Source organism: Planomicrobium soli (assembly GCF_003014655.1).
GTDB classification, from domain to species: domain Bacteria; phylum Bacillota; class Bacilli; order Bacillales_A; family Planococcaceae; genus Planococcus; species Planococcus soli_B.
Window position 1 is genome coordinate 31,613 of the sequence record NZ_PYAT01000005.1, and the last position, 20,703, is coordinate 52,315.

At 44.0% G+C, this 20,703-nt stretch carries 20 protein-coding genes; 16 read left to right on the top strand and 4 right to left on the bottom strand.

Features of this window, described 5'->3' with window-relative positions; genetic code table 11:
• Positions 1-88: 88 nt before the first annotated feature.
• The 5 genes from B0H99_RS07615 (at position 89) to B0H99_RS07635 (ending at position 5,300) form a co-directional block, all read left to right on the top strand.
• Complete coding sequence (locus B0H99_RS07615; protein WP_106533056.1) at positions 89-1,228, top strand: sensor histidine kinase; 1,140 nt, start codon at positions 89-91, stop codon at positions 1,226-1,228.
• Positions 1,228-1,860 carry a response regulator transcription factor gene (locus B0H99_RS07620; protein ID WP_106533057.1) on the top strand — a complete coding sequence of 211 codons (633 nt, stop codon included), beginning with the start codon at positions 1,228-1,230 and terminating at the stop codon, positions 1,858-1,860. Before B0H99_RS07615 ends, B0H99_RS07620 begins: the two co-directional genes overlap by 1 nt.
• 114 nt (positions 1,861-1,974) lie before the next feature.
• Positions 1,975-2,907: an ABC transporter ATP-binding protein gene (locus B0H99_RS07625; protein WP_106533058.1), complete on the top strand. Its 933-nt coding sequence runs from the start codon at positions 1,975-1,977 to the stop codon at positions 2,905-2,907.
• Between the two features lie 12 nt (positions 2,908-2,919).
• Positions 2,920-4,191: an ABC transporter permease gene (locus tag B0H99_RS07630; RefSeq protein WP_106533059.1), complete on the top strand. Its 1,272-nt coding sequence runs from the start codon at positions 2,920-2,922 to the stop codon at positions 4,189-4,191.
• A gap of 2 nt (positions 4,192-4,193) precedes the next feature.
• Complete coding sequence (locus B0H99_RS07635; RefSeq protein ID WP_106533060.1) at positions 4,194-5,300, top strand: ABC transporter permease; 1,107 nt, start codon at positions 4,194-4,196, stop codon at positions 5,298-5,300.
• 48 nt (positions 5,301-5,348) lie between these two features.
• Here the strand turns inward: B0H99_RS07635 and B0H99_RS07640 are convergent, their stop codons facing one another.
• On the bottom strand, positions 5,349-6,197 hold the full coding sequence (locus B0H99_RS07640) for a transporter substrate-binding domain-containing protein (protein ID WP_106533061.1): 849 nt from the start codon (positions 6,195-6,197) through the stop codon (positions 5,349-5,351).
• A 184-nt stretch (positions 6,198-6,381) separates the two neighbouring features.
• Here B0H99_RS07640 and B0H99_RS07645 point away from each other — a divergent pair, with 184 nt between their 5' ends.
• Genes B0H99_RS07645 through B0H99_RS07655 form a run of 3 tightly spaced genes read left to right on the top strand, consistent with a single transcriptional unit; the run spans position 6,382 to position 9,520 of the window.
• On the top strand, positions 6,382-7,020 hold the full coding sequence (locus tag B0H99_RS07645) for a TetR/AcrR family transcriptional regulator (RefSeq protein ID WP_106533062.1): 639 nt from the start codon (positions 6,382-6,384) through the stop codon (positions 7,018-7,020).
• The gene (locus B0H99_RS07650) at positions 7,017-7,916 is read left to right on the top strand and encodes an ABC transporter ATP-binding protein (protein ID WP_106533063.1); all 900 of its coding nucleotides are present in this window, start codon (positions 7,017-7,019) and stop codon (positions 7,914-7,916) included. Before B0H99_RS07645 ends, B0H99_RS07650 begins: the two co-directional genes overlap by 4 nt.
• The gene (locus tag B0H99_RS07655) at positions 7,916-9,520 is read left to right on the top strand and encodes an ABC transporter permease (protein ID WP_106533064.1); all 1,605 of its coding nucleotides are present in this window, start codon (positions 7,916-7,918) and stop codon (positions 9,518-9,520) included. The genes B0H99_RS07650 and B0H99_RS07655 overlap by 1 nt, the downstream gene beginning before the upstream one ends.
• 44 nt (positions 9,521-9,564) lie before the next feature.
• Here B0H99_RS07655 and B0H99_RS07660 read toward each other — a convergent pair whose 3' ends face one another.
• The gene (locus B0H99_RS07660; RefSeq protein WP_106533065.1) at positions 9,565-10,254 is read right to left on the bottom strand and encodes an LrgB family protein; all 690 of its coding nucleotides are present in this window, start codon (positions 10,252-10,254) and stop codon (positions 9,565-9,567) included.
• Position 10,255: 1 nt separating this feature from the next.
• Positions 10,256-10,627, bottom strand: coding sequence for a CidA/LrgA family protein (locus B0H99_RS07665; RefSeq protein WP_106533301.1), 372 nt, complete (start codon positions 10,625-10,627; stop codon positions 10,256-10,258).
• Between the two features lie 337 nt (positions 10,628-10,964).
• Between B0H99_RS07665 and B0H99_RS07670 the strand changes: the two genes are divergently transcribed.
• From B0H99_RS07670 to brnQ, 3 genes are all read left to right on the top strand, one after another.
• The gene (locus B0H99_RS07670) at positions 10,965-11,657 is read left to right on the top strand and encodes an AIM24 family protein (protein WP_106533066.1); all 693 of its coding nucleotides are present in this window, start codon (positions 10,965-10,967) and stop codon (positions 11,655-11,657) included.
• 84 nt (positions 11,658-11,741) lie between these two features.
• On the top strand, positions 11,742-12,656 hold the full coding sequence (locus tag B0H99_RS07675; protein WP_181313615.1) for a DUF2971 domain-containing protein: 915 nt from the start codon (positions 11,742-11,744) through the stop codon (positions 12,654-12,656).
• A 359-nt stretch (positions 12,657-13,015) separates the two neighbouring features.
• Entirely contained in the window at positions 13,016-14,386 is a 1,371-nt protein-coding gene (gene brnQ, locus B0H99_RS07680; RefSeq protein ID WP_106533068.1) for a branched-chain amino acid transport system II carrier protein, read from the top strand.
• Between the two features lie 107 nt (positions 14,387-14,493).
• Here the strand turns inward: brnQ and B0H99_RS07685 are convergent, their stop codons facing one another.
• A complete protein-coding gene (locus B0H99_RS07685) occupies positions 14,494-15,156 on the bottom strand; it encodes a GntR family transcriptional regulator (protein WP_106533069.1) in 663 nt (220 codons plus the stop codon).
• Between the two features lie 181 nt (positions 15,157-15,337).
• Here B0H99_RS07685 and B0H99_RS07690 point away from each other — a divergent pair, with 181 nt between their 5' ends.
• From B0H99_RS07690 to B0H99_RS07710, 5 genes are all read left to right on the top strand, one after another.
• Positions 15,338-15,694, top strand: coding sequence for a SpoIIAA family protein (locus B0H99_RS07690; RefSeq protein WP_181313616.1), 357 nt, complete (start codon positions 15,338-15,340; stop codon positions 15,692-15,694).
• Positions 15,695-15,833: 139 nt separating this feature from the next.
• Positions 15,834-17,027 (top strand): class I SAM-dependent rRNA methyltransferase, encoded by a 1,194-nt coding sequence (locus B0H99_RS07695; protein WP_106533071.1) that lies wholly within the window; start codon positions 15,834-15,836, stop codon positions 17,025-17,027.
• 192 nt (positions 17,028-17,219) lie between these two features.
• Positions 17,220-17,525 (top strand): DUF3817 domain-containing protein, encoded by a 306-nt coding sequence (locus tag B0H99_RS07700; RefSeq protein ID WP_106533072.1) that lies wholly within the window; start codon positions 17,220-17,222, stop codon positions 17,523-17,525.
• 130 nt (positions 17,526-17,655) lie between these two features.
• Positions 17,656-18,870 (top strand): MFS transporter, encoded by a 1,215-nt coding sequence (locus B0H99_RS07705; RefSeq protein ID WP_106533073.1) that lies wholly within the window; start codon positions 17,656-17,658, stop codon positions 18,868-18,870.
• A gap of 49 nt (positions 18,871-18,919) precedes the next feature.
• Complete coding sequence (locus tag B0H99_RS07710; protein ID WP_106533074.1) at positions 18,920-20,659, top strand: ABC transporter ATP-binding protein; 1,740 nt, start codon at positions 18,920-18,922, stop codon at positions 20,657-20,659.
• The last annotated feature ends 44 nt before the right edge of the window (positions 20,660-20,703 follow it).

Below are 20,703 nucleotides of genomic sequence, written 5' to 3' on the forward strand. Positions count from 1 at the left end.
TATCCCGTACTATGAAGGTATAGAAGGAACTTTCTGACAACTTAAAGTAGGAAATAGGGCAAAGCATGAATAAGGGGGAGAGTGGTGTATGCGTTCTTACTGGATGTGGCTTTCACTAACAGGTGTAACGTGGGCTTTGTCCCTCGTTCATTTTTCTGCTGAGTCAACCGAGATGGTGTGGCGCTTTTTAGGAAGTGCAGTATTTTTTAGTTTGTTTTTTTTGGCGCCTTTAGCCCATAATCGGCCGCTTCTTGCTGGTGTTAATATGACCACGGCTGCCTTGATGGCAATTGTGGTTCTGTGGCCAGAAGCAAATGAAGCGGAAAACCCTTATCCTTTGTTGGCTTTTTCGATAGTTGCAGGAAAAGCGGTATATCGGCTTCCACCGATTTGGGCTTCTGGAGTAGGCGCTGTTTTGCTGATTGGAAATTTGCTTCCTGCGATATTCGGATACCCTTCATTTTCTCCAATCTTCATCGTCCTTTACAGCGGGTTGCTGCTAGCAGCATTTAGCTATTTTAAGAAAAGTCTTGTTAAAGAAGCTGAGCTGGAAGAGCGTAATGAGGCTCTATTAAGCGAGTATCGGAAAATGAAACGGCGTTTGCTGGCGGGTGAACAATTGGCGCGGCAAGAAGAACGGTCACAGATTGCCAGAGATATTCATGATTCGGTCGGACACAAACTGACGGCGCTTCTTATGCAATTGGAGGTTTTCCGTATGCAGACAGACAAGGAAACAGTAGAGCATGTCCAAGACTTAAAGGTATTAGCTAAAGAAAGTTTGGAGGAAACGCGAAAGGCAGTGAAAACACTGAAGCATGACGAAGAAGGAGGAGTATCTGCAATAATCGGTTTAATCAGGAAACTGGAAGCTGAAAGTTTTCTTCGTATTCAGTTTGCTGTTAAAGCAGGTGCTTTATCGGTGCAGTTAGGAAATAAGGAAATGGCGATTGTTTATCGGGCTGTTCAGGAAGCTTTGACGAATATCATGCGGCACGGCCAAACAAGAGAGGCGGATATTATTTTTGAAGCTCCAGGCGGCAGCATTTTTCGTTTTATTGTCAAAAATGGCATTGCTGAGGATCATCCGTTTCAAGAAGGCTTTGGCTTGTCCTCTATGAGAGAGCGTGTTGAACAGGCCGGAGGACGATTAGAAGCAGGACCTCAAGGAAAAGAGTTTATTGTAAAAGGAACACTGCCTTTACTGAGGAAAGAGGGGGAGCCATGATGATTCGTATTTTACTAGCAGAAGATCAAGCCATGGTGCGTCAAGGATTGAAAATGATGATTGAAACAGATCCGGAAATTCAGGTGACTGGCGAAGCTGCGAACGGAAAAGAAGCGGTCGAACTTTGCGGGCTCCAATCTTTTGATGTAATCATTATGGATGTCCGAATGCCCGTAATGGACGGGCTGGAAGCGAGCCGCACTATCTTATCACGCTGGCCGAAGTGCAAAATTCTAATATTAACCACCTTCAATGATAATGAGTATGCGCTTCAAGCACTTAAAATTGGAGCGCGAGGCTATTTACTAAAAGATGCCGATGCTTTGGAGCTGATCCGGTCTATCCGCAGCTGCATGGCAGGAGGCCTCGTATTGGAGGATCATGTAGCCGCGAATATTTTGCCTGGATTGATCAGCCGGCCAAGTAAAGAACAGGTGAATAGATCATTGACACCCCGTGAACTAGACATTATTCGCTGTATTGGGGAAGGGCGCAGCAACCGGGAAATTTCAGAAGAACTGGCATTGTCGATCGGAACAGTAAAGAATCATATAAGCCTGATCCTGGAAAAATTGGAATTGCGTGACCGTACGCAAGTGGCGATTTATGCAATACGCCATGAGCTGGTTTAAAAAATGACTGAAGTCATAGATAATAACAAAAATAATGACGTGAGACAGTGGGAGCACTGTCTTTTTTTATATACCCTGATTAGAACGAAGGCGGAATGAAGGGAGAAGGACGTTATGCTCGAAACCGAAGAACTGAAAAAAGTATTTAAAGGAAAGATTGCAGTTGAAGGAGCGAATCTGTATTTGGACAAAGGCGAATCAGTCGGTTTGCTTGGGCCGAACGGGGCCGGGAAATCCACCACCATCTCTATGATTTCAACTTTGCTGAAGCCGTCGTCTGGAGATGTGAGGCTGTATGGCAAGAGCGTTATTAAAAACCCCGGTAAGATGAGACAGGTACTTGGAGTGGTGCCGCAGGAAATTGCTTTGTATGGTGAATTGACAGCATACGAAAACTTAAAGTTCTTTGGTCGGATCTATGGACTTTCAGGAAAGGATTTGGAAATTTCTATTCAGCGGGTATTGGAGTTGGTCGGATTGGTCGATCGGCAGAAGGAAATTGTCAAAACGTATTCAGGGGGCATGAAGCGGCGCGTTAATATTGCGGCTGCCATGATGCACGAGCCGGAAGTTATCATCATGGATGAACCGACTGTTGGAATTGATCCGCAATCCCGCAGCCATATTTTAGAGATGGTCCGCCAGCTCAATCAAGAAAAAGGACTGACAGTGCTTTATACGAGTCATTACATGGAGGAAGTCGAAAGGCTTTGTGACCGGGTTTACGTTATGGACCATGGAAGAATCATCGCAAGCGGAACGAAAGAAGAGTTGAAAAGCATCTTATCAAGTGAAGAAACGGTATGGATGGAACTGGACCGGCCTTATCCGGAATTTTTCAAGGAATTGCAATCGTTCGACGGGATTAGACAAGCAGCTGAAATTGGCAAAGGCATTAACTTTATTGTCCCGAAAGGCAGCCGTGTATTGGGCAACCTCTTCCAAGCAGCAGAGCGCCATCGTGCACAAATCGTCAATGTAACGGTTCAAACGCCGACTTTGGAAGATGTTTTTTTGCATCTGACCGGCCGGAAACTGAGAGATTGAGGAGGAAAACCGATGGGTGCTTTTTTGAAAAAAGATGTGCTGGTTCTATTGCGAGACCGGACAGAAGTAGCAGTGCTCTTGGGGATGCCGTTCATTTTGATTGCTATTTTAGGCTTTGCTTTGGGTGGTTTAATCGGAGGGGACACAGAGGTGCTGAAGATGCAAGTGGCCATTGTCCAAGAAGATGACGAAAAGCAAGGCATCGAACAGTTTGCTGCTGCTTTAAACAATTCAGGAATGTCCGCAGAACAGGAAACTGCACTTTTGGCAGTGGCTAAAGAAACAAGCCCTTCAACTTTGCTGCGTGGAATATTGGCCGATGGCAATTTAGGAGAACTGGTAACGACGGAAGAAATGGAAGCAACAGCGGCAGAAGAGGCCTTGAAAGACGAAAAAGTAGTAGCGATTTTAACGCTTCCTGAGAATTTTACGTTAGATGCTTTGCGGAATATGTTGCTTGGAATCGGTACTGGCAGCGAACTACAATTGACAATTTCCGATTACGCTGCCACCCAATCCGATGTATTTCGCAACATTTTGGATGAGTTTGCTTGGTCATTAAGTTTTGAAAGCACAGTTTCTAGAATGGCTGCAGAAGAAGGGAAGGTTTACGGAGCGCCAAACTTTGAAGTCGGCGGCATTGAGGCGGTCTCGGCTGCAAATCCGATCAACTCAATGCAGTATTACACCATTGGCATGGCAGTTATGTTCTCGCTATTTGTGGCAGGAACGATTGGCAGCAAAGCTTTTGTTGAGCGGCAACAGTTTGTCTTCGATAGGATCTTGCTCTCTGATCGAAACCCGCTGGTTTACTTGGGATCTAAAGCAATAACTGCAGCTGCCATTACATTTTGCCAACTGGCCATTTTGTTTGTTTTTTCATCCTTGATCTTCCAAACTTTTGATTTAACGAATTTAAAACTTTGGCCAGGCATCGCTTTGATTGCTGCAGTATTCGCAATATGTGTTGGAACTTTGGCCTCTTTGTTGACGGCATTAACAATCCGTTTGAATAATGAAACCGTCAATTCAGTTTTTTCGGGCAGCCTCGTGATACTTTTTGCGTTTCTCGGTGGCAGTTTTATGCCGACAGAAGGAATGCCTGTATTTATACGGGAAGTTGGAGACTGGACACCGAACGGAGCTGCTTTGACAGCATTCTTGATATGGCTTCAAGAAATGGAAATCAAGCCATTATGGGGAATGCTTAACCGTGTTCTTGCTACTTCAGCGCTTTTGCTTTTGCTGAGCCTCCTCCTATTTCCGAGAAAAGGGGCTGCTTGAACATGAAATCTGTATTTTCACTTCAATGGCAAAGATTCCGACGCACTCCGGCCATGGTCTTGTCTTTCTTTGCAATGACAATTCTATTTGTCGCTATGATGGCAGGAAATAATCCAGCGGAACGGGCACCGGTCTTGACCTATGCAGACGGTTCAATGACTGAACAACAAGCAGCGGAATGGGTGGAGTTGCTGAATGCAAAAGAAGAGTTCTCTTTCCAATTGGTAAAGGAAGCTGAGGCGAGAAAAGCGGTGTCAAGCGGCGATGCAACACTGGCGCTTTACATGATGGAAGCAGACTACCGCCTTGTTCTTGCAGCAGATGATATGAGCCGTTTCGTTTTAGAGGCATTTTTGGATCGAACTTATCGTGAGGAGTTGCGTTTGAGGCAGATGGAAAGCCAAACGGCTGATGCCGGTTTCCGGGAAAGAGTCGCTACTGTGATGAAAGAACCCGCGCTTCGGGTAGAGACTTCGACGCTTGAAGGAACCGATCTATTTCAATATGATAATCAATTGCAGTTATTGTTTGGCATGAGTTTGTTTTTTTCCGTGTATACCATCATGTTCAGTTTAACGAAAATCGTTGAAGAGAAAAAATACGGCACTTGGAATCGCCTTATATTGTCGCCACTTGGTAAATGGGAAATTTACCTTGGCCATTTGACGTATAGTTTTGTAATCGGTTTTGCTCAAATCGTTTTGGTATTCCTCTTATTCCGGTATGTCTTCGGATTTAACTTAGGCGACCGTTTCGCTGCAATGCTGCTGATAACAGCATGTTATACGTTTGCGATTGTGGCGCTGAGTATGATAATTATGGGGCTGGTGAGCCGTCCGCAGCAGCTGCAGGCAATCGTACCGATCCTCGCAACCGGCATGGCGATGATTGGAGGGGCTTTTTGGCCAATTGAAATAGTCAGAAACCCATTTCTTTTAGCTGTCTCGAAAATTTTGCCGATTACCTATGGACTGGATGCTTTGAAAGGAGTCGCTATTTACAACCGCAGTTGGCAAGAATTAGCTGAACCGATTTCAATTATGCTGCTGTTTGGTGTGGTTTGTATGGGGATCGGCATCAACTTGATGGAACGACGATCATATCAATAGGAAAATAAAAAGAAGCTGTCCGCAAATGGGACAGCTTCTTTCAAAATTTTACTCCTCAATATCCACTTTCTTTGTTACATCTGCACCATTGAAAAATTCACCAGAAATTTCAGCGATGGTGCCGTCTTCGATCATTTCCTCGACTACACGGTTGACGTTTTCCGCCAATTCCGTGTTTTCTTTCTTCATCACTACGCCTACTTCAGATGGGCTGTACTTGATATCTGGGTGGATCGTGATGTTCAATTCCGGAAAAGCGGCGAGTGCGAGTGTCTGCAGGTAATAATCGTTCAAAATGACATCGGTCCGACCGATAGCGACATCGCGCAAATAGGTTTCATTTGTTGCATTGTCGTACACAACTTCTTCAGCGCCATAAGAGCGTGCCGTTTCCATGTAAACGGATGTGGAGGCGCCTGCTGCTTTTTTGCCTTTCAAGTCTTCCAGTGTTTGGATGCCCGATAAATCATCTTTTCGGACAATTGCTGTGCCGTAAGAATACTTGAATGGCGTCGAGAATAAGAATTTCTCTTTGCGGTCTTCAGTTACTTCAATATCATTTGCAGCCATGTCGACTTGGCCTGTTTGAACAGACGTCAGCATTTCATCAAAACCAAGTTCAGTAAATTCAATCTCCAGTTCCAAGCGTTTCCCGATTTCCTTTACCACTTCCACTTCAAAGCCTGTCAATTCATCTGTTCCTTCAGCTCGGTAGGAAGTTGGATAAAGCGTGCCGGAAGTTGCAACAGTCAACGTGCCTTCTTCCTGAATCCGATCCCATTCGGTTGTTGTTTCTTGAGCTGTATTGTCGCTTCCATTTCCGCAAGCGGTCAAAAGAGCAAGTGATGCAATCCCGGCAATCAATGCGCGGCTCTGTTTATTAAATAAATTTTTCAAAATTACTCGTACCCCCTATTTATATTCTCTTCAAAACATAGCATCTAAAAAGGGGAAGAGCAAAGTTTTATTGCTTTAAACTAATATATTTAATTATTCTTTCAATTTACCGTTGACCCCTGTGGTCGACGGGTATAAACTGGAGTCGACCATAGGGGTCGAAAGAAAAGGAGAGATTCGTGCGATGGATAAATTTATCGCTTTAGATAAAGCTAAACAACAAAAAATCTTGGATGCTGCGTTAAAGGAATTTGCAGAAAATGGTTATGAACAAGCTTCGACCAACCGAATTGTTAAAGGCGCTGGCATTGGAAAAGGAATGCTGTTCTATTACTTTAAGAGCAAAAAAGAATTATACGATTACTTAACAGGCTATAGCTTGGATTTTATGATGGAGAATTATTTCAATCTAGTAGATGTGAGTGAGACGGATTTTATCGAACGGCTTCAGCGAATAGCAGAGGTAAAAATCAAAGCCCAGTCGGAAAATAGAAACGTCTTTAATTTTATCGGTACTTTATTATTGGCAAAAGACAGCGGATTGCCTTCGAATATACAGAAAAAATATGAAGATATGCAGAAGATTGGAAACGAAATGCTTTACAAAGGCATCGATACCACAATGTTCCGGGATGATGTGGATGTAGAGAAGGCCTTCAAATTGATCCGTTGGTCAATGGATGGCTATCAGAATGAATTGCTGCATAAGCTTGAAGGGCAGAGATTGGCGACCGTCGACTTTGAACCATACTGGCAGGAATTTTACGGCTACCTTGATATTTTGAAGAAAAGTTTCTATAAAGAAAGGAAGCAGGAAACATGACAATTTTGCAGACAAAAGGGTTAATAAAGAAGTTCGGGGATTTTGCGGCGCTAGACGGTGTGGATATCGAAGTGGAAAAAGGGGAAATATACGGCTTTATCGGTCCGAATGGCGCCGGGAAATCCACAACAATCCGGGTCCTTCTTGGCATCTTGAAGGCGACAGAAGGGCAGGCGACCATATTCGGCAAAGATGCCTGGAAAGATGCTGTTGATATTCACAAGCGTGTTGCATATGTACCAGGTGATGTCAGTTTATGGCCAAACCTTACCGGAGGTGAAGTCATCGATCTATTTGTTAAATTGCGCGGAGGCAACAACAAAAGCCGGAGAGATGAATTGATCCGCAAGTTCGATTTGGATCCAGGAAAAAAATGCCGTACCTATTCAAAGGGGAATCGGCAAAAAGTGGCGCTAGTAGCGGCTTTTTCTTCGGATGCAGACCTTTATATACTGGATGAGCCGACATCAGGATTGGATCCTCTGATGGAACGCGTTTTCCAGGAATGTGTCTTGGAAGCGAAGGCGCAAGGGAAAAGCATCTTGCTGTCGAGCCATATCTTGTCGGAAGTTGAAAAACTATGTGATAAAGTCGCCATCATCCGGCAAGGCAAAATCATTGAAAAAGGCACATTGCGCGAGCTGCGTCATTTGACCGGCACAGTGTTGCTGGTTGAAACAAAACAGCCGATGCCCCAGTTATCTAAAATGAAAGGTGTGGCGGGCATTGAAGAAAAAGATGGGGCGCTTTCTTTTCAAGTGGATGCTGATGAATTAGACAATGTCATCCGTTATATCAGCGGGTTTGGAATTGTGCGTATGGAAAGCGCGCCACCGACTCTGGAGGAACTGTTCATGCGCCATTACGAAGGAGCGGGTGTAGGAGGCGAGTCTTAATGGATAAGCACCTTTTTGCTGAAACCGGAAGCCTGACCCGGTTTGTTTTGCGCCGTGACCGGCTGCGTATCCCGATCTGGATTTTGGCCTTCGCAGCTTCTACTTTACTGATTGCTGTTGCATTTACCGACCTCTATCAAAATGCCCAAGAGCGGCAAGCGATAGCAGAAACGATGAAAAATCCAGCAATGACAGCAATGGTCGGGCCGGGATACGGACTTGCAAATTATACGGCAGGCGCAATGATGGCGCATCAAATGCTGTTGATGACTGCAGTAGTCGTGGGCTTGATGAATATTTTGCTCGTCACCCGCCATACCCGGACAGACGAAGAAGATGGGCGCATTGAAATGGTCCGCTCTTTGCCAGTCGGCCGCCTATCGAACTTAATATCTGCGTTATTGGTCATGGTTTTTGTCAATATCGTGTTGGCGCTTGTTATAGGGGCCGGCTTGTACGCATTGGAAATAGAAAGTATGGATCTGGAAGGATCTTTATTATACGGCGCTGCGCTTGGGGCAGCTGGTTTGCTATTTGCAGGCATTACCGCTGTCTTTGTCCAGCTTTCTCAGAATGCCAGAAGTGTCATTGGCCTATCCATCGGTTTTTTATTGTTGGCATATATTGTGCGGGCAATCGGTGATATTGGAAGTGAAGCGATTGCCTGGCTTTCTCCGCTTGGTTGGATTTTAAGAGCTGAAGTATACGTGAATAATTATTGGTGGCCAGTTTTATTGACTGTGGGTGTCGCATTATTGCTGGGAGCTTTCGCTTTGTATTTAAATTCCATCCGTGATCTAGGAGCCGGTTTCTTGCCTTCACGGCCTGGTAAAACCCGTGCTTCTGCCCTTTTGACAAGCCCATTTGGCCTTGCTTTCCGGCTGCAGCGTACAGGCATGTTGGCGTGGGCAGCCGGCCTGTTTTTAATCGGAGCATCCTATGGTTCCGTACTGGGCGATCTGGAATCGTTTTTCGCCGATGTTGATATTATGCAAGAGATGCTTGTGCAAACGGAAGGCTTCTCGTTGACAGAGCAGTTTATTCCGATGCTGATGTCGGTTATGGCTATTATAGCCGCCATTCCTGCTATTATGGTGGTTTTAAAGTTGAAGGGTGAGGAAAGGAGTGAGCGAGTGGAACATGTGCTTGGCAGAGCCGTTTCACGAAACCGGTTACTTGGCAGCTATTGTCTGCTGTCTTTCATCGTCGGGTTTGTCATGTTGTCGCTCGCGGGTCTTGGGCTAGGCGGAGTCGGGCTTTCGGTAATGGAAGAAGAACTGGCGTTGAGCATGTTCTTTAGTGCCGCTCTTGCTTATTTACCTGCTATTTTAATTATGGCAGGAATTGCGGTTTTATTGGTTGGATGGGCACCGAAACTGACAGGGTTTATCTGGTTGTACTTAGCTTTCTCGTTCATTGTCGTTTACCTGGGGGGATTGTTCCAATTTCCGGAATGGGTTGTCGAATTGTCGCCATTTGGCCATGTTCCGCGGATTCCAATTGAATCCGCAAACTATATGAATCTTGCTGTATTGACTGGAGCAGCTGCCGTTTTAGCGGCGCTCGGGTTTGTCGGATACAATAAAAGAGATATTGGAAGATAAAAAAATGCCCGCGTTCCTATTGGAGGAACGCGGGCATTTTAAAACTAGAAAAATAGCCAAACAAGTGCCGGCCCAAGAAAGGAACCGACCACAGCGCAGAGGGTCATAGCGACTGAACTCATCGAGCCGTCTTTAGGGCCATATTCGAATGCCATGGCAGTCCCAAGTCCGTGAGCCGATGATCCAAGTCCGATACCACGGCCAATCGGAGAATCGATGTGGAGCAATTTCATCAGCCAAGAGCCGAAAATGACCCCGCTGAATCCAGCGACCATGACAAATACGGCAGCTAATGAAGGGATGCCGCCGAAACCATCCACAAGCTGCATCGCTACAGGGGAAGTGAGCGATTTTGGCAAAACTGTCAAGATGAGTTCCTCAGAAAACCGGAACATTTTTGCCAACAGCAAACCGCTCACCATGCCGACAAATGCACCTGAAGTAACACCCAGCGCTACAGGCCACAAGTTTTGAATCAGCAGATCCCGTTGCTTATAAAGCGGCACAGCTAAGGCTACAACAGCCGGCCCGAGAAAAGAGCCGATCCACTGGCCGCCAAGCATATATTGTTCGTATGGCACATCAAACAGCAGCAAGAGAATGATGATCGTTGTGGTAGTCGTTAAAACAGGAGTCAAAAGTGTCCAGCGATATTTGAAATACAAGCTATTAAGCAACAAATAAGCGATGATGGTCATTCCGGCGAACAATAAAGACAACAGAACAACATCCATATCAACTGTCCCTCCTTTGCTGAGCCGAGCGGCTTGCCCATTGGCTTAAGAGTCCTGAAATAGCCATCGTTATCAAGGTGCTGACTAAGACGATGGCGATCAACCAAACCCCTTTGCCGGTAAAAACTTCTCCATATTCCATTGCCCCGACTGTTGCCGGAATGAAATATAACGATAGAAACGCCAATAAAAAATGAGCGCCGGATTCAATCCAGCGAAGTGGATAAATTTTTAGCATTAAAGCGGCAAACAAAAGAAGAAAGCCAATAATGCTTCCAGGGAGCGGCAAATTAAAAAACGTCCGTATTTCTTCTCCTATTAAATAGATGCCGTATAATACAACAATTTGAATAAAGATGATGGCAAATTTCATTAACAATCGCAGCCTTCCGTTAATTTTCATTAAACTATAAAAAGGAATAGCCGTCTCCTGTAAGGAGGGACGGCTATTCCCATCATTTAAAACAGTCGTTCTTTCACTTTCCATTTTATCGCAAATGGTGCAAGAAGCGTTAATGGTTGGTTCTCGCAAAGAGAAAAGTCCGCTCTTTTTGTTTCTGGGACAAACAGCAAAGGTATAGTAATGATAGCAAAGAGTTGAAAGCAAATTTGTCCAAAACTATTCCAAGAAGCGGTGGTCTGCGTACTGCTGGTTGAAACCTTTTAAATTTCTGGCCGTATGATAGAAAACACGAATGGAGGAAGAGGATATGGGCGAATATACACTCAACGAATTTATCCAGAAGACGAAACAAGATGAACAGGAAAATGACTATTTTGAACTGGAGACCCCAAGAATTTTGGAAGTGAATTTGACTGATCTTGTATGGGCGAAGGCAGGCTCAATGATTTCTTACACGGGACAAATCAAATTTGAACGGGAGCGGATGTTTGAACATGGCGTTGGGCAGATGTTCAAAAAAGCGTTAACAGGAGAAGGTGCGCCTTTAATGAAAGCGACAGGCCGGGGCCGTTTGTATTTAGCGGATCAAGGTAAGAAAATTACAATCTTCCACTTGAATAACGAAACAATTACGGTGAATGGCAATGATTTGCTGGCTTTTGAGCCGAGCATTGAATGGGACATTAAATTGATGAGAAAAGTAGCAGGGATGATGGCAGGCGGCCTGTTTAATATAGCTTTGTCTGGAAAAGGAAGAGTCGCCATCACTTCTCATTATGAACCATTGACATTACTTGTACGCCCTGGTGAATCAGTCATAACCGACCCAAATGCTACAGTCGCTTGGTCTGGCAATTTAACACCGGAATTTCGCACTGATGTGAGTTTCCGGACATTGGTTGGACGCGGCAGCGGAGAATCGATTCAAATGGAATTTAAAGGAGAAGGATTTGTTATAGTTCAACCGATGGAAGAAAAGCAACCGACTAATCTACAGTGATTTTCCCTTTGCAGATTGAATAGACGGCAAGCGGGAATGATAAGAAAAACTGCTTTCTTATTTTTTGCGGAAAGGGGCTACGGCATGGTGGAGGGTGCAGAATTAGCAGAAGTGCTCGAACAACAGTTCCGGGATAATGTCGAGAAGCAAGTAAGGAAAGTGCATGAAACCGAACAGTCCCTTTATCATTACACAGGTCTTCCAAGTTTAATGGGAATGATCGAAACCAATCAGTTATGGATGAGCAAAGGGACCTTTTTGAACGATTCAAGTGAATTGATTTATTTTTCCAGAGTTCTGGAGCACATTGTGAGGAAGTTGGAAAACCGAAAACAGACCCCTTTATGGCGCCTTTATATCCGTGAGTTGGAACGGATCATGGGCCTCTTTATGGAAGAAGTAAAAGAAAACGGATTTGAAGTTTACATTTTTTCGTTGTCGCATGCGCAAGATTCGCTCGCTCTTTGGTACAACTATGCTAAAGGGGAAGGCTACAACATTGGCTTTTCCGCAGAACAGCTTTTTCGAAAAGTCAGCGGATTTTCCAGTGGGCCGATGCTTCATGGCTATGTGACCTATGGCAGACATGAGCAGGAAGAGGTTTTGGTTGAGTTGCTATTGAGAACATTTGAGCTGATAGAGCCTTACGAGATAGACGAAATAAAAAAAGTACTGCCGGATCATTTCTTTTCTTTAATCGCCTCCTGTGCGGTGTTTTTTAAAGATCCTGCATTTAAAAGCGAGGAAGAATACCGGATTGCTTTAATGAGCAGAAAAGGCGATGGACAGCCAGAAGTGCAATTCCGTGCACAAAATGGCGTTATCATTCCTTATATCGCAGTTGATTTTCAGACAAGGCTGCCGATCAGCCACATTACGATTGGTCCAAAGAACAATGTAGATATAGCTAAAAGCGGCATGGAACACTATCTAAAATGGAAAGGTTATAATATGGAGCATGTAACCATCAGCAAATCGGTGGCTGCTCTCCGTTATTGAATCCAAACTATTTAAGGGGTGGTTGAATGTATCCGGTAGATGCCGGCATGACGCTTTATCCGTCCAACCTAAAATAGAGAGCAGGTTTGCCTAAAAGGCAAACTTGCTTTTTTGTTTTTTATTAAACAATTCGATAACAAAAAACTATATCAAAAAAGTATTATAAATGCTTTTGTTTCCGGAATAAGCAGAGTTTTTTAAAAACTTAAGTTTTTTTCGTTGCATTTAGCTTAAAATGTTGTATGATTACATTTGTGATATATTGCATACCTATAGTTGATCGAAATTAGATTATATGAAAATCATAATGTTAAATTTTTATAGAACATTATGCAGATACAGGAAGGGGAAAAAGCACGATGGATACAAAACTATCTTTTAAATCTTATGCTGTAGTCGGAATGATGTTATTTGCCTTATTTTTTGGAGCAGGCAATTTAATTTTTCCAGCGCAGCTTGGCCAATATGCAGGAACGAATGTTTGGATAGCGGTAGCAGGGTTTTTAGTTACTGGAGCTGGTTTGCCTTTGCTTGGCATTCTAGCAATCGGCTATTCAAAGAGTAATGATTTGCAAGACCTTGCTGGACGGGTTCATCCTTTGTTTGGATTAATCTTCACAGCGGTGCTTTATTTGACGATTGGCCCGTTTTTTGCGCTTCCAAGAACAGGGGCTGTCGCATACGATATTGGAATTGCACCATTTGTTGGCGGAACTTCCATGGCATTAGGTCTTTTTATTTTCTCGCTTGTATTTTTCGGGATTTCACTTTGGCTTTCATTAAATCCGTCTAAAATGGTCGACAACATTGGGAAGTTTCTATCGCCTGCCATATTATTGGCACTATTGCTGTTGTTAGCAATGGTAATTATAAAGCCATTGGGCGGCATACAAGCTCCTCAGGATGCCTACTCAAGCGGAGCGTTTTTAAAAGGCTTCACTGAAGGGTATAACACAATGGATGCACTTGCTTCCTTGGTGTTTGGAATTATTGTTATTTCAACTGTACGCAAAATGGGCATCAAGTCACCACAAGGCATACTTTCAGCAACTATGAAGAGCGGAGTTGTGGCGGTAGGCTTGCTGGCTTTAGTATATGTAGGGATCGCTTATCTAGGCGCAACTAGTACCGGCGTATTTGGTTTGTTCGATACCGGCGGCCCAGTATTAAGCGAAGCTTCATCTCATTATTTCGGAACTTTCGGGGCAGTGCTGCTTGCGGTAATCATTACGTTGGCTTGTTTGACGACAGCTATCGGATTAACAGTGGCAACGTCTGAGTTTTTCAACAAGCTTACCCCGCGCATTAGCTATAAAGTTTATGTTGTGATTTTCACACTATTTTCTTTAACCGTTGCAAATGCTGGATTGTCCAATATCATCACGTATTCTATTCCAGTTTTGATGCTGTTGTATCCATTGGCAATCGCGTTGATCATACTGGCGTTTTTGTCGCCGTTATTCAAACATCACCGCCTCGTTTATGTATCGGTTATCACAGTTACTTTCTTGATCAGTCTCATTGATGGATTGAAAACATTGACTGCTTTATTGGGAGTTGAAAACCCTGCTTGGTTGCAAACAATCATCGACTTTTATGCGTCTGTGCTTCCGTTTTACAACAGTGGGCTTGGCTGGTTCCTTCCAGTCCTTATCGTAATTGCCGTTACAGGCGTTATTGTTAATCTTAGAAAAGGTACACGCGCACAGTCTGTACAAAACGAAATGTAATGCCGGTTTAATGGTCAGGCCGAAAAATCGGTTTGGCTTCAACATAAAAAGCTGTCCTAAAAGCATAAGAGCTTTTAGAACAGCTTTTTTCTATTATATGCAATTGATCAAGCGTTTGCTGGAGCCGTTAATTCATCGATAGTTCTAATCCAGTTTGCTTTCATCAGATTCGATACTTCCGCAGCATCTTTTTCTTCAAGAGCTCGGATGATTTTTTGATGCATATTATACGAACCGGCAGTGACAATCAATGAATTATGGAAAAACTGCCTTCTGACGTGGGATTGCAGACGGTCGAGCATGGTGTGCACGTAAGGATTTTTTGCAGCATTTACGATAAGTTGGTGAAACTCTTCATCAATTTTAAGTGCAGAGAAATTGTCGTTCGCTTTTATCGCTTGGGCGAACCGTTGATTTGTTTCTTTCAGCATGCTAATCGACTCGCTGTCTAAGTTCGGAATGGCCAGTTCCGCTGCCAGCGCTTGAAGCACGGCAACCGGAGGGAGAAGGTGAACAATATCTTCTTTATGGACTTTCGTCACGCGGGTCGTCTTGCCAGGGAACATTTCAACAAAACCTTGTGCTTCAAGAAGCTGTAAGGCTTCACGGATAGGGGTTCTGCTTAAGCTTAAAGCTTTTGCTAGGTCGGTATCTACCAATTTCTCATCAGGTTGCAGCGTGCCATCTATTATCCATTGCTGTAATTGGAGGTAAGCACTTTCTTTTGCGGTAACACGGACAGGCTTAGGGTGGTTTACTGGGACCGGCATTGCAGCTTCCCCTTTCTTCTAATATGACTACATCCAGTATACACCAATTTTAATTATTCAAAAAGGTTGTTTTATGCAATATACCGCATTTTAATAGAAGAATGATGAAATATACGCCTGTTTGAAGCCGCAAAGATAGGGAAGAAGAATGATAAGAGTTCAAGTTGAGAGGAGTATGTACATGCTGACTTTGGTACCAAGCAAGGATATTCGTACAATTGCAGTTGAAGTGAATGGCAAAGTAAGAAAAGAGGATATGGAGAAGCTTGATAAAGTAATCCAGGAAAAATTTGAGGAAGACGGTAAGTTTAACGTTTACGCGGTTGTTTATGATTTTGATGGCGCGGCATTTAAGGCTGTAGCTGAAGAAGTGAAAATCGATATTAAGCGCTGGAGCCAATACGGAAAACTGGCGGTCGTTAGCGACAACAAGGGGCTAAAGGGCCTTACAGAGGCGAGCGGTTATTTGCCAGGCGTCAAAACCAAGCATTTTTCGTTAGAGGAAATGGAAGAAGCATGGGGATGGATCCAAGCATAAAGGGTGCGTTTTGCAGAAATGCAAAACGCTTTTTATATGCAAAAAAGCTTTGAGCCATGAAGGCAATCGGTATAAAAGAAGAGCGCGTTGTATTACACTGTTTATAAGATTAATAGGATGTACAGATAGGATGAGAATAATGAAACCGGAAATTTCTTTAAAAGTGAACGAAAAATTCAAAGCGGATTACGTTAAAGGCTACCCGCTAATCTTAAAAGAATCAGTGGAGAATATAGAATCTATTAGAGCAGAAGGCGCTATTCTGCGGTTGACGGATAAGCAGGGCCGCTTTATCGGCAAAGGCTATTTTGGGAAACAAAACAAAGGATATGGCTGGGTGCTGACACGCAACGAAAGAGATGTAATTGACCAGAGCTTTATCAGAGGAAAACTGGAAAGCGCATTAGCGAAGCGGCAATCCTTTTTTGATAATCTGTCGACGACAGCTTTCCGGGTATTCAACGGGGAAGGCGACGGTTTTGGTGGATTCACGATTGACTACTTTGCAGGCTATTATCTGGTCAGCTGGTATAGCGAAGGCGTGTACACATTCAAAGCGGAAGTTGTTGCTGCTCTTAGCGAACTCGTGGAATTCAAAGGCATTTACCAGAAAAAACGCTTTGATACTAAAGGGCAGTATATTGAAGAAGATGATTTTGTGGCGGGGGAGCGCGGAGAATTCCCATTGATCGTTAAGGAAAATAACATGAATTATGCAGTGTATTTGAATGACGGAGCCATGACTGGAATATTTTTAGACCAGCGCGATGTGCGTTATACCATCAAAGAAAAATATGCTAGAGGGAAAACGGTGTTGAATACGTTCTCTTATACTGGTGCGTTTTCTGTGGCGGCAGCCCTAGGCGGTGCAGCAAAGACAACAAGCGTTGACTTGGCGAAGCGCAGCTCAAGCAAGACAATTGAACAGTTCAGCGTCAATAATATTGACTATGAAAGCCAAGATATCCTTGTGATGGATGTATTTAATTATTTCAATTACGCTAAACGCAAGGAAATGAAGTACGACTTGGTAATCTTGGATCCGCCAAGTTTTGCGCGTTCGAAAAAATATACATTCAGCGCAACAAAGGATTACACGAATTTAATGAAAGAAGCAATCGAGATTACAGAAGACGATGGCCTTATTGTCGCTTCGACGAATAGTGCTTCTTTTGGCATGAAGAAGTTTAAAGGGTTTATCGATAAAGCGTTCAAAGACCTTGGTAAAAAATACAGCATCGTGGAAGAATTTACACTGCCAAGCGATTTTCGGGTACAAAAAGAATTTAAAGAAGGCGACTACTTGAAGGTATTATTCGTAAAAATGCAGTAGGATCTTTGGGTGATCAATTAATCGCATTCTATTCTTTTTGTAGCGTATCGACATCCTAATCGGAGCATATTTCATCAAACTATGGCAAAACGTTGAAGACGCACGGAATTTCTTAGTTAACTTGCTATAGGAAAGCTGTACAGGCCGGTTTCCCCGCTTTTATAATGGATAGTAGATTGTGAGGGGAAGCAAATGTTGAAAAATGCACTAGAGCAGTTCCGGGTAATGGGTTTTTTGGAAGGAAGCTCGCTATTGATTTTGCTGTTCATCGCCATGCCGCTTAAGTATGGTTTTGATCTGCCGGAAGCAGTAAGTATTGTAGGCGCTATTCACGGTGGACTGTTTACACTTTATTGTGCAGCCATTGTTTACGTAACTTTCGTAGTGAAATGGCCGTTCCGTTTTGCAATTGGCGCAGTTATCGTTGCGTTTATTCCTTTTGGGAATTTTGTATTGGATAACCGGTTGAAAAATTGGAAAAAGGCGCAAGCCGCTTAAAAACACTCGTGGATTCAGTTCCGCAAGTGTTTTTTTGTATGGTTAAAAAAGCGTAAAGGATTTCTGAAGAGCGGGAACTGTTCTATAATGAAAGCATTCAATTAGAAATATGATTTATTGGAGGCGCGAAATGGCAAAAGCACTTTCTTCTCATGGAGCAGGAAGTCCGGTGTATCCGGTCATGTTCGCAATTGGTGCTTGCCATTTGCTGAATGATTCTCTACAGGCCGTTATTCCTGCAATGTTCCCTATTCTAGAAACCGACCTTGGTTTAACTTATACGCAGTTGGGGTTGATTGCATTTGTGTTGAATATGGTAGCATCTGTCCTGCAGCCGGTTGTCGGTTATATCAGTGATCGAAAACCGATGCCTTTTGCCTTGCCGCTTGGCATGACCAGTTCGTTTCTAGGAATCGCAGGGCTAGCATTCGCTCCTAATTACTGGCTGATTCTTGTATCGGTTATGTTCCTGGGCTTCGGATCAGCGATTTTTCATCCTGAGGGATCACGCGTGTCGTTTATGGCAGCCGAGTCGAAACGGGGATTGTCCCAATCCATCTATCAAGTGGGGGGAAATTCGGGTCAAGCCCTTGCTCCATTGATTAGTGCGTTTATCCTTGTGCCGCTTGGACAACGCGGAGCTGCTTTGTTTTTGTTCGTTGCGGCTATCGGTATTTTCATTTTGACGCGAATTTCGTTCTGGTATAAAGAACGGCTGGCACAAGAGAAATTGCAGAAACAAAAAAAATCCATCCTTTCTTCATTGCCCGAAATGACCAGAAAGCAAGTAGGCATAGCCCTTACATTGTTATTGGTCATTATTTTCGCCCGTTCATTTTATGTAACGAATATGACCAGTTTTTATATCTTTCATTTAATGGAGACTTATAAGCTGACGATTCAGCAAGGGCAATTATACATCTTCTTATTTTTAGCGGTCGGAGCAGCAGGGACCTTCTTCGGCGGGCCGCTTGCCGATAAAATTGGCCGAAAAAACGTTATTGTGCTATCGCTCCTTGTGCCGATACCGCTCGCCGCTGTTCTGCCGTACGTACCGCTGTTTGCAGTGGCAGTCTTACTCGCGTTGATCGGCTTTTTTATCATGCTGAGCTTCTCAGTAACGGTGGTATATGCGCAAGAACTTGTACCGAGCAAAATTGGAACAATGTCCGGACTGACTGTCGGTTTGGCTTTTGGCATGGGGGCAATCGGAGGTGTCGTAATTGGCATGCTGATGGACGCAATTGGCGTTTATGAAACAATGGTCGTTGTATCCATCCTACCGATAATTGGGCTTGTTGGATTATGGCTTCCGAAAGATCAGAAAATCAATGCAGCACATTAAATTAAAATACGCTTCATAAACTTTTTCCTAAAGAATAGGAGACCCTCTTATGGATAAAATGCAAGAAAAAGTAACGTTAAGGCCCTTCGTTTCTTTGTTGTTCTCGTTGAAGATTCCAACATGGGCGCTGATTACAGGGTTAGCCGCAAGCATCATTACAACACTTGTCGGGCTAGTCGTGCCATTGCTGACAAAAAATCTAGTGGATGGATTTTCAGTGGATGCGATTAGCCCTTTATTGATAACTGGGCTTGCCGCAGCGTTTATCTTACAGGCAGTTATAAGCGGAATATCCATTTACTTGCTCAGCATGGTCGGACAAAAAGTGGTGGCAGGCCTTCGAGAGCGAATGTGGGAGAAGCTGATCCGGCTGCGTGTGCCTTACTTCGACCAGCAATCCAGCGGAGAGACCGTTAGCCGCATTGTCAACGACACAGGAATTGTCCGGAATTTAATCACTGACCATTTTCCGCAATTTATCAACGGCATCGTTTCCATCATCGGAGCTGTTACTATATTGCTTGTTCTTGACTGGAAAATGACACTGATCATGCTTTTAGCAGTGCCGGTGACAGTAGCGGTCATGATTCCTCTCGGTCGCCGCATGGCTAAAATTTCACGTAATCTGCAAGACGAAACAGCTGTTTTCACGGGACATGTTCAGCAAACGTTGAGCGAAATCAGGTTAATGAAAGCTTCGACAGCAGAAAAAGTGGAGGAAGCTAAAGGGTTGAAGGGTATCGGGAAGCTTTTTGCACTCGGACTAAAAGAAGCAAAAATCTATGCTTTGATTGCTCCGCTTATGTATACAGTCGTCATGATAGTAATTGTCGTCATTATCGGCTATGGCGGTATCCGCGTAGCTGAAGGAACGATGTCGACAGGTTCGCTGGTCGCTTTTCTGTTGTACTTGTTTCAGATTATCATGCCAATAACAACGTTTGCCTTGTTTTTTACGGAACTCCAAAAAGCAAAAGGTGCAACCGAACGTATTATACACATTTTGGATTTGTCGCAAGAGGAGGAAGAGCAGGGGTTAGAATTCGATATAGCCCATAAAACGTTGCAAATAGCGCATGTCCATTTTGCTTATGAACTTGAAGAGCCTATTTTGCAGGATGTTTCTTTTAAAGCTGAGCCAGGCGAGATGATTGCTTTTGCAGGACCGAGCGGAAGCGGAAAAACGACGATTTTTAGCTTGATTGAACGCTTTTATGAACCGCAAATGGGAGAAATTACGATTGGTGGCATTCCGATCAAAAATTTGTCGCTAACGTCCTGGCGCAGCCAAATCGGCTATGTTTCACAAGAAAGTGCAATGATGGGCGGTACAATTCGAGAAAACTTAGTTTACGGCCTATCGGCTTCACTCGATATATCCGATGATAAATTGTGGGAAGTTGCCAGTATGGCGTATGCGGAAGGATTTATCCGCGATTTTCCGGATGGCTTGGATACCGCGGTAGGGGAGCGAGGCATCAAATTATCCGGAGGGCAGCGGCAGCGCATTGCTATTGCTCGCGCTTTCTTGCGGGATCCGAAAATCCTCATGATGGATGAAGCGACGGCAAGCCTTGACAGCCAGTCGGAAGGAATAGTCCAGCAGGCATTGAGTCGTCTGATGGAGGGCCGTACAACTCTTGTGATTGCCCATCGGCTTTCGACTATTGTCGAGGCGGATAAAATTGTCTTTATCGAAAAGGGAAGAGTTACTGGCATTGGGACCCATTCAAAATTGGTTGAAAGCCATTCCCTTTACCGGGAATTTGCAGAACAGCAACTAACCTGAATTTGAGGCTTGACCTTGCCGTTGCGTAAAGGTATAGAGTGGAA

Bases quoted from the DNA above. Each gene is read 5' to 3' on its own strand.
- B0H99_RS07615 (WP_106533056.1), top strand. From the start codon at position 89: ATGCGTTCTTACTGGATGTGGCTTTCACTAACAGGTGTAACGTGGGCT.
- B0H99_RS07620 (WP_106533057.1), top strand. From the start codon at position 1,228: ATGATTCGTATTTTACTAGCAGAAGATCAAGCCATGGTGCGTCAAGGA.
- B0H99_RS07625 (WP_106533058.1), top strand. From the start codon at position 1,975: ATGCTCGAAACCGAAGAACTGAAAAAAGTATTTAAAGGAAAGATTGCA.
- B0H99_RS07630 (WP_106533059.1), top strand. From the start codon at position 2,920: ATGGGTGCTTTTTTGAAAAAAGATGTGCTGGTTCTATTGCGAGACCGG.
- B0H99_RS07635 (WP_106533060.1), top strand. From the start codon at position 4,194: ATGAAATCTGTATTTTCACTTCAATGGCAAAGATTCCGACGCACTCCG.
- B0H99_RS07645 (WP_106533062.1), top strand. From the start codon at position 6,382: ATGGATAAATTTATCGCTTTAGATAAAGCTAAACAACAAAAAATCTTG.
- B0H99_RS07650 (WP_106533063.1), top strand. From the start codon at position 7,017: ATGACAATTTTGCAGACAAAAGGGTTAATAAAGAAGTTCGGGGATTTT.
- B0H99_RS07655 (WP_106533064.1), top strand. From the start codon at position 7,916: ATGGATAAGCACCTTTTTGCTGAAACCGGAAGCCTGACCCGGTTTGTT.
- B0H99_RS07660 (WP_106533065.1), bottom strand. From the start codon at position 10,254: ATGGATGTTGTTCTGTTGTCTTTATTGTTCGCCGGAATGACCATCATC.
- B0H99_RS07665 (WP_106533301.1), bottom strand. From the start codon at position 10,627: ATGAAATTTGCCATCATCTTTATTCAAATTGTTGTATTATACGGCATC.
- B0H99_RS07670 (WP_106533066.1), top strand. From the start codon at position 10,965: ATGGGCGAATATACACTCAACGAATTTATCCAGAAGACGAAACAAGAT.
- B0H99_RS07675 (WP_181313615.1), top strand. From the start codon at position 11,742: ATGGTGGAGGGTGCAGAATTAGCAGAAGTGCTCGAACAACAGTTCCGG.
- brnQ (WP_106533068.1), top strand. From the start codon at position 13,016: ATGGATACAAAACTATCTTTTAAATCTTATGCTGTAGTCGGAATGATG.
- B0H99_RS07685 (WP_106533069.1), bottom strand. From the start codon at position 15,156: ATGCCGGTCCCAGTAAACCACCCTAAGCCTGTCCGTGTTACCGCAAAA.
- B0H99_RS07690 (WP_181313616.1), top strand. From the start codon at position 15,338: ATGCTGACTTTGGTACCAAGCAAGGATATTCGTACAATTGCAGTTGAA.
- B0H99_RS07695 (WP_106533071.1), top strand. From the start codon at position 15,834: ATGAAACCGGAAATTTCTTTAAAAGTGAACGAAAAATTCAAAGCGGAT.
- B0H99_RS07700 (WP_106533072.1), top strand. From the start codon at position 17,220: ATGTTGAAAAATGCACTAGAGCAGTTCCGGGTAATGGGTTTTTTGGAA.
- B0H99_RS07705 (WP_106533073.1), top strand. From the start codon at position 17,656: ATGGCAAAAGCACTTTCTTCTCATGGAGCAGGAAGTCCGGTGTATCCG.
- B0H99_RS07710 (WP_106533074.1), top strand. From the start codon at position 18,920: ATGGATAAAATGCAAGAAAAAGTAACGTTAAGGCCCTTCGTTTCTTTG.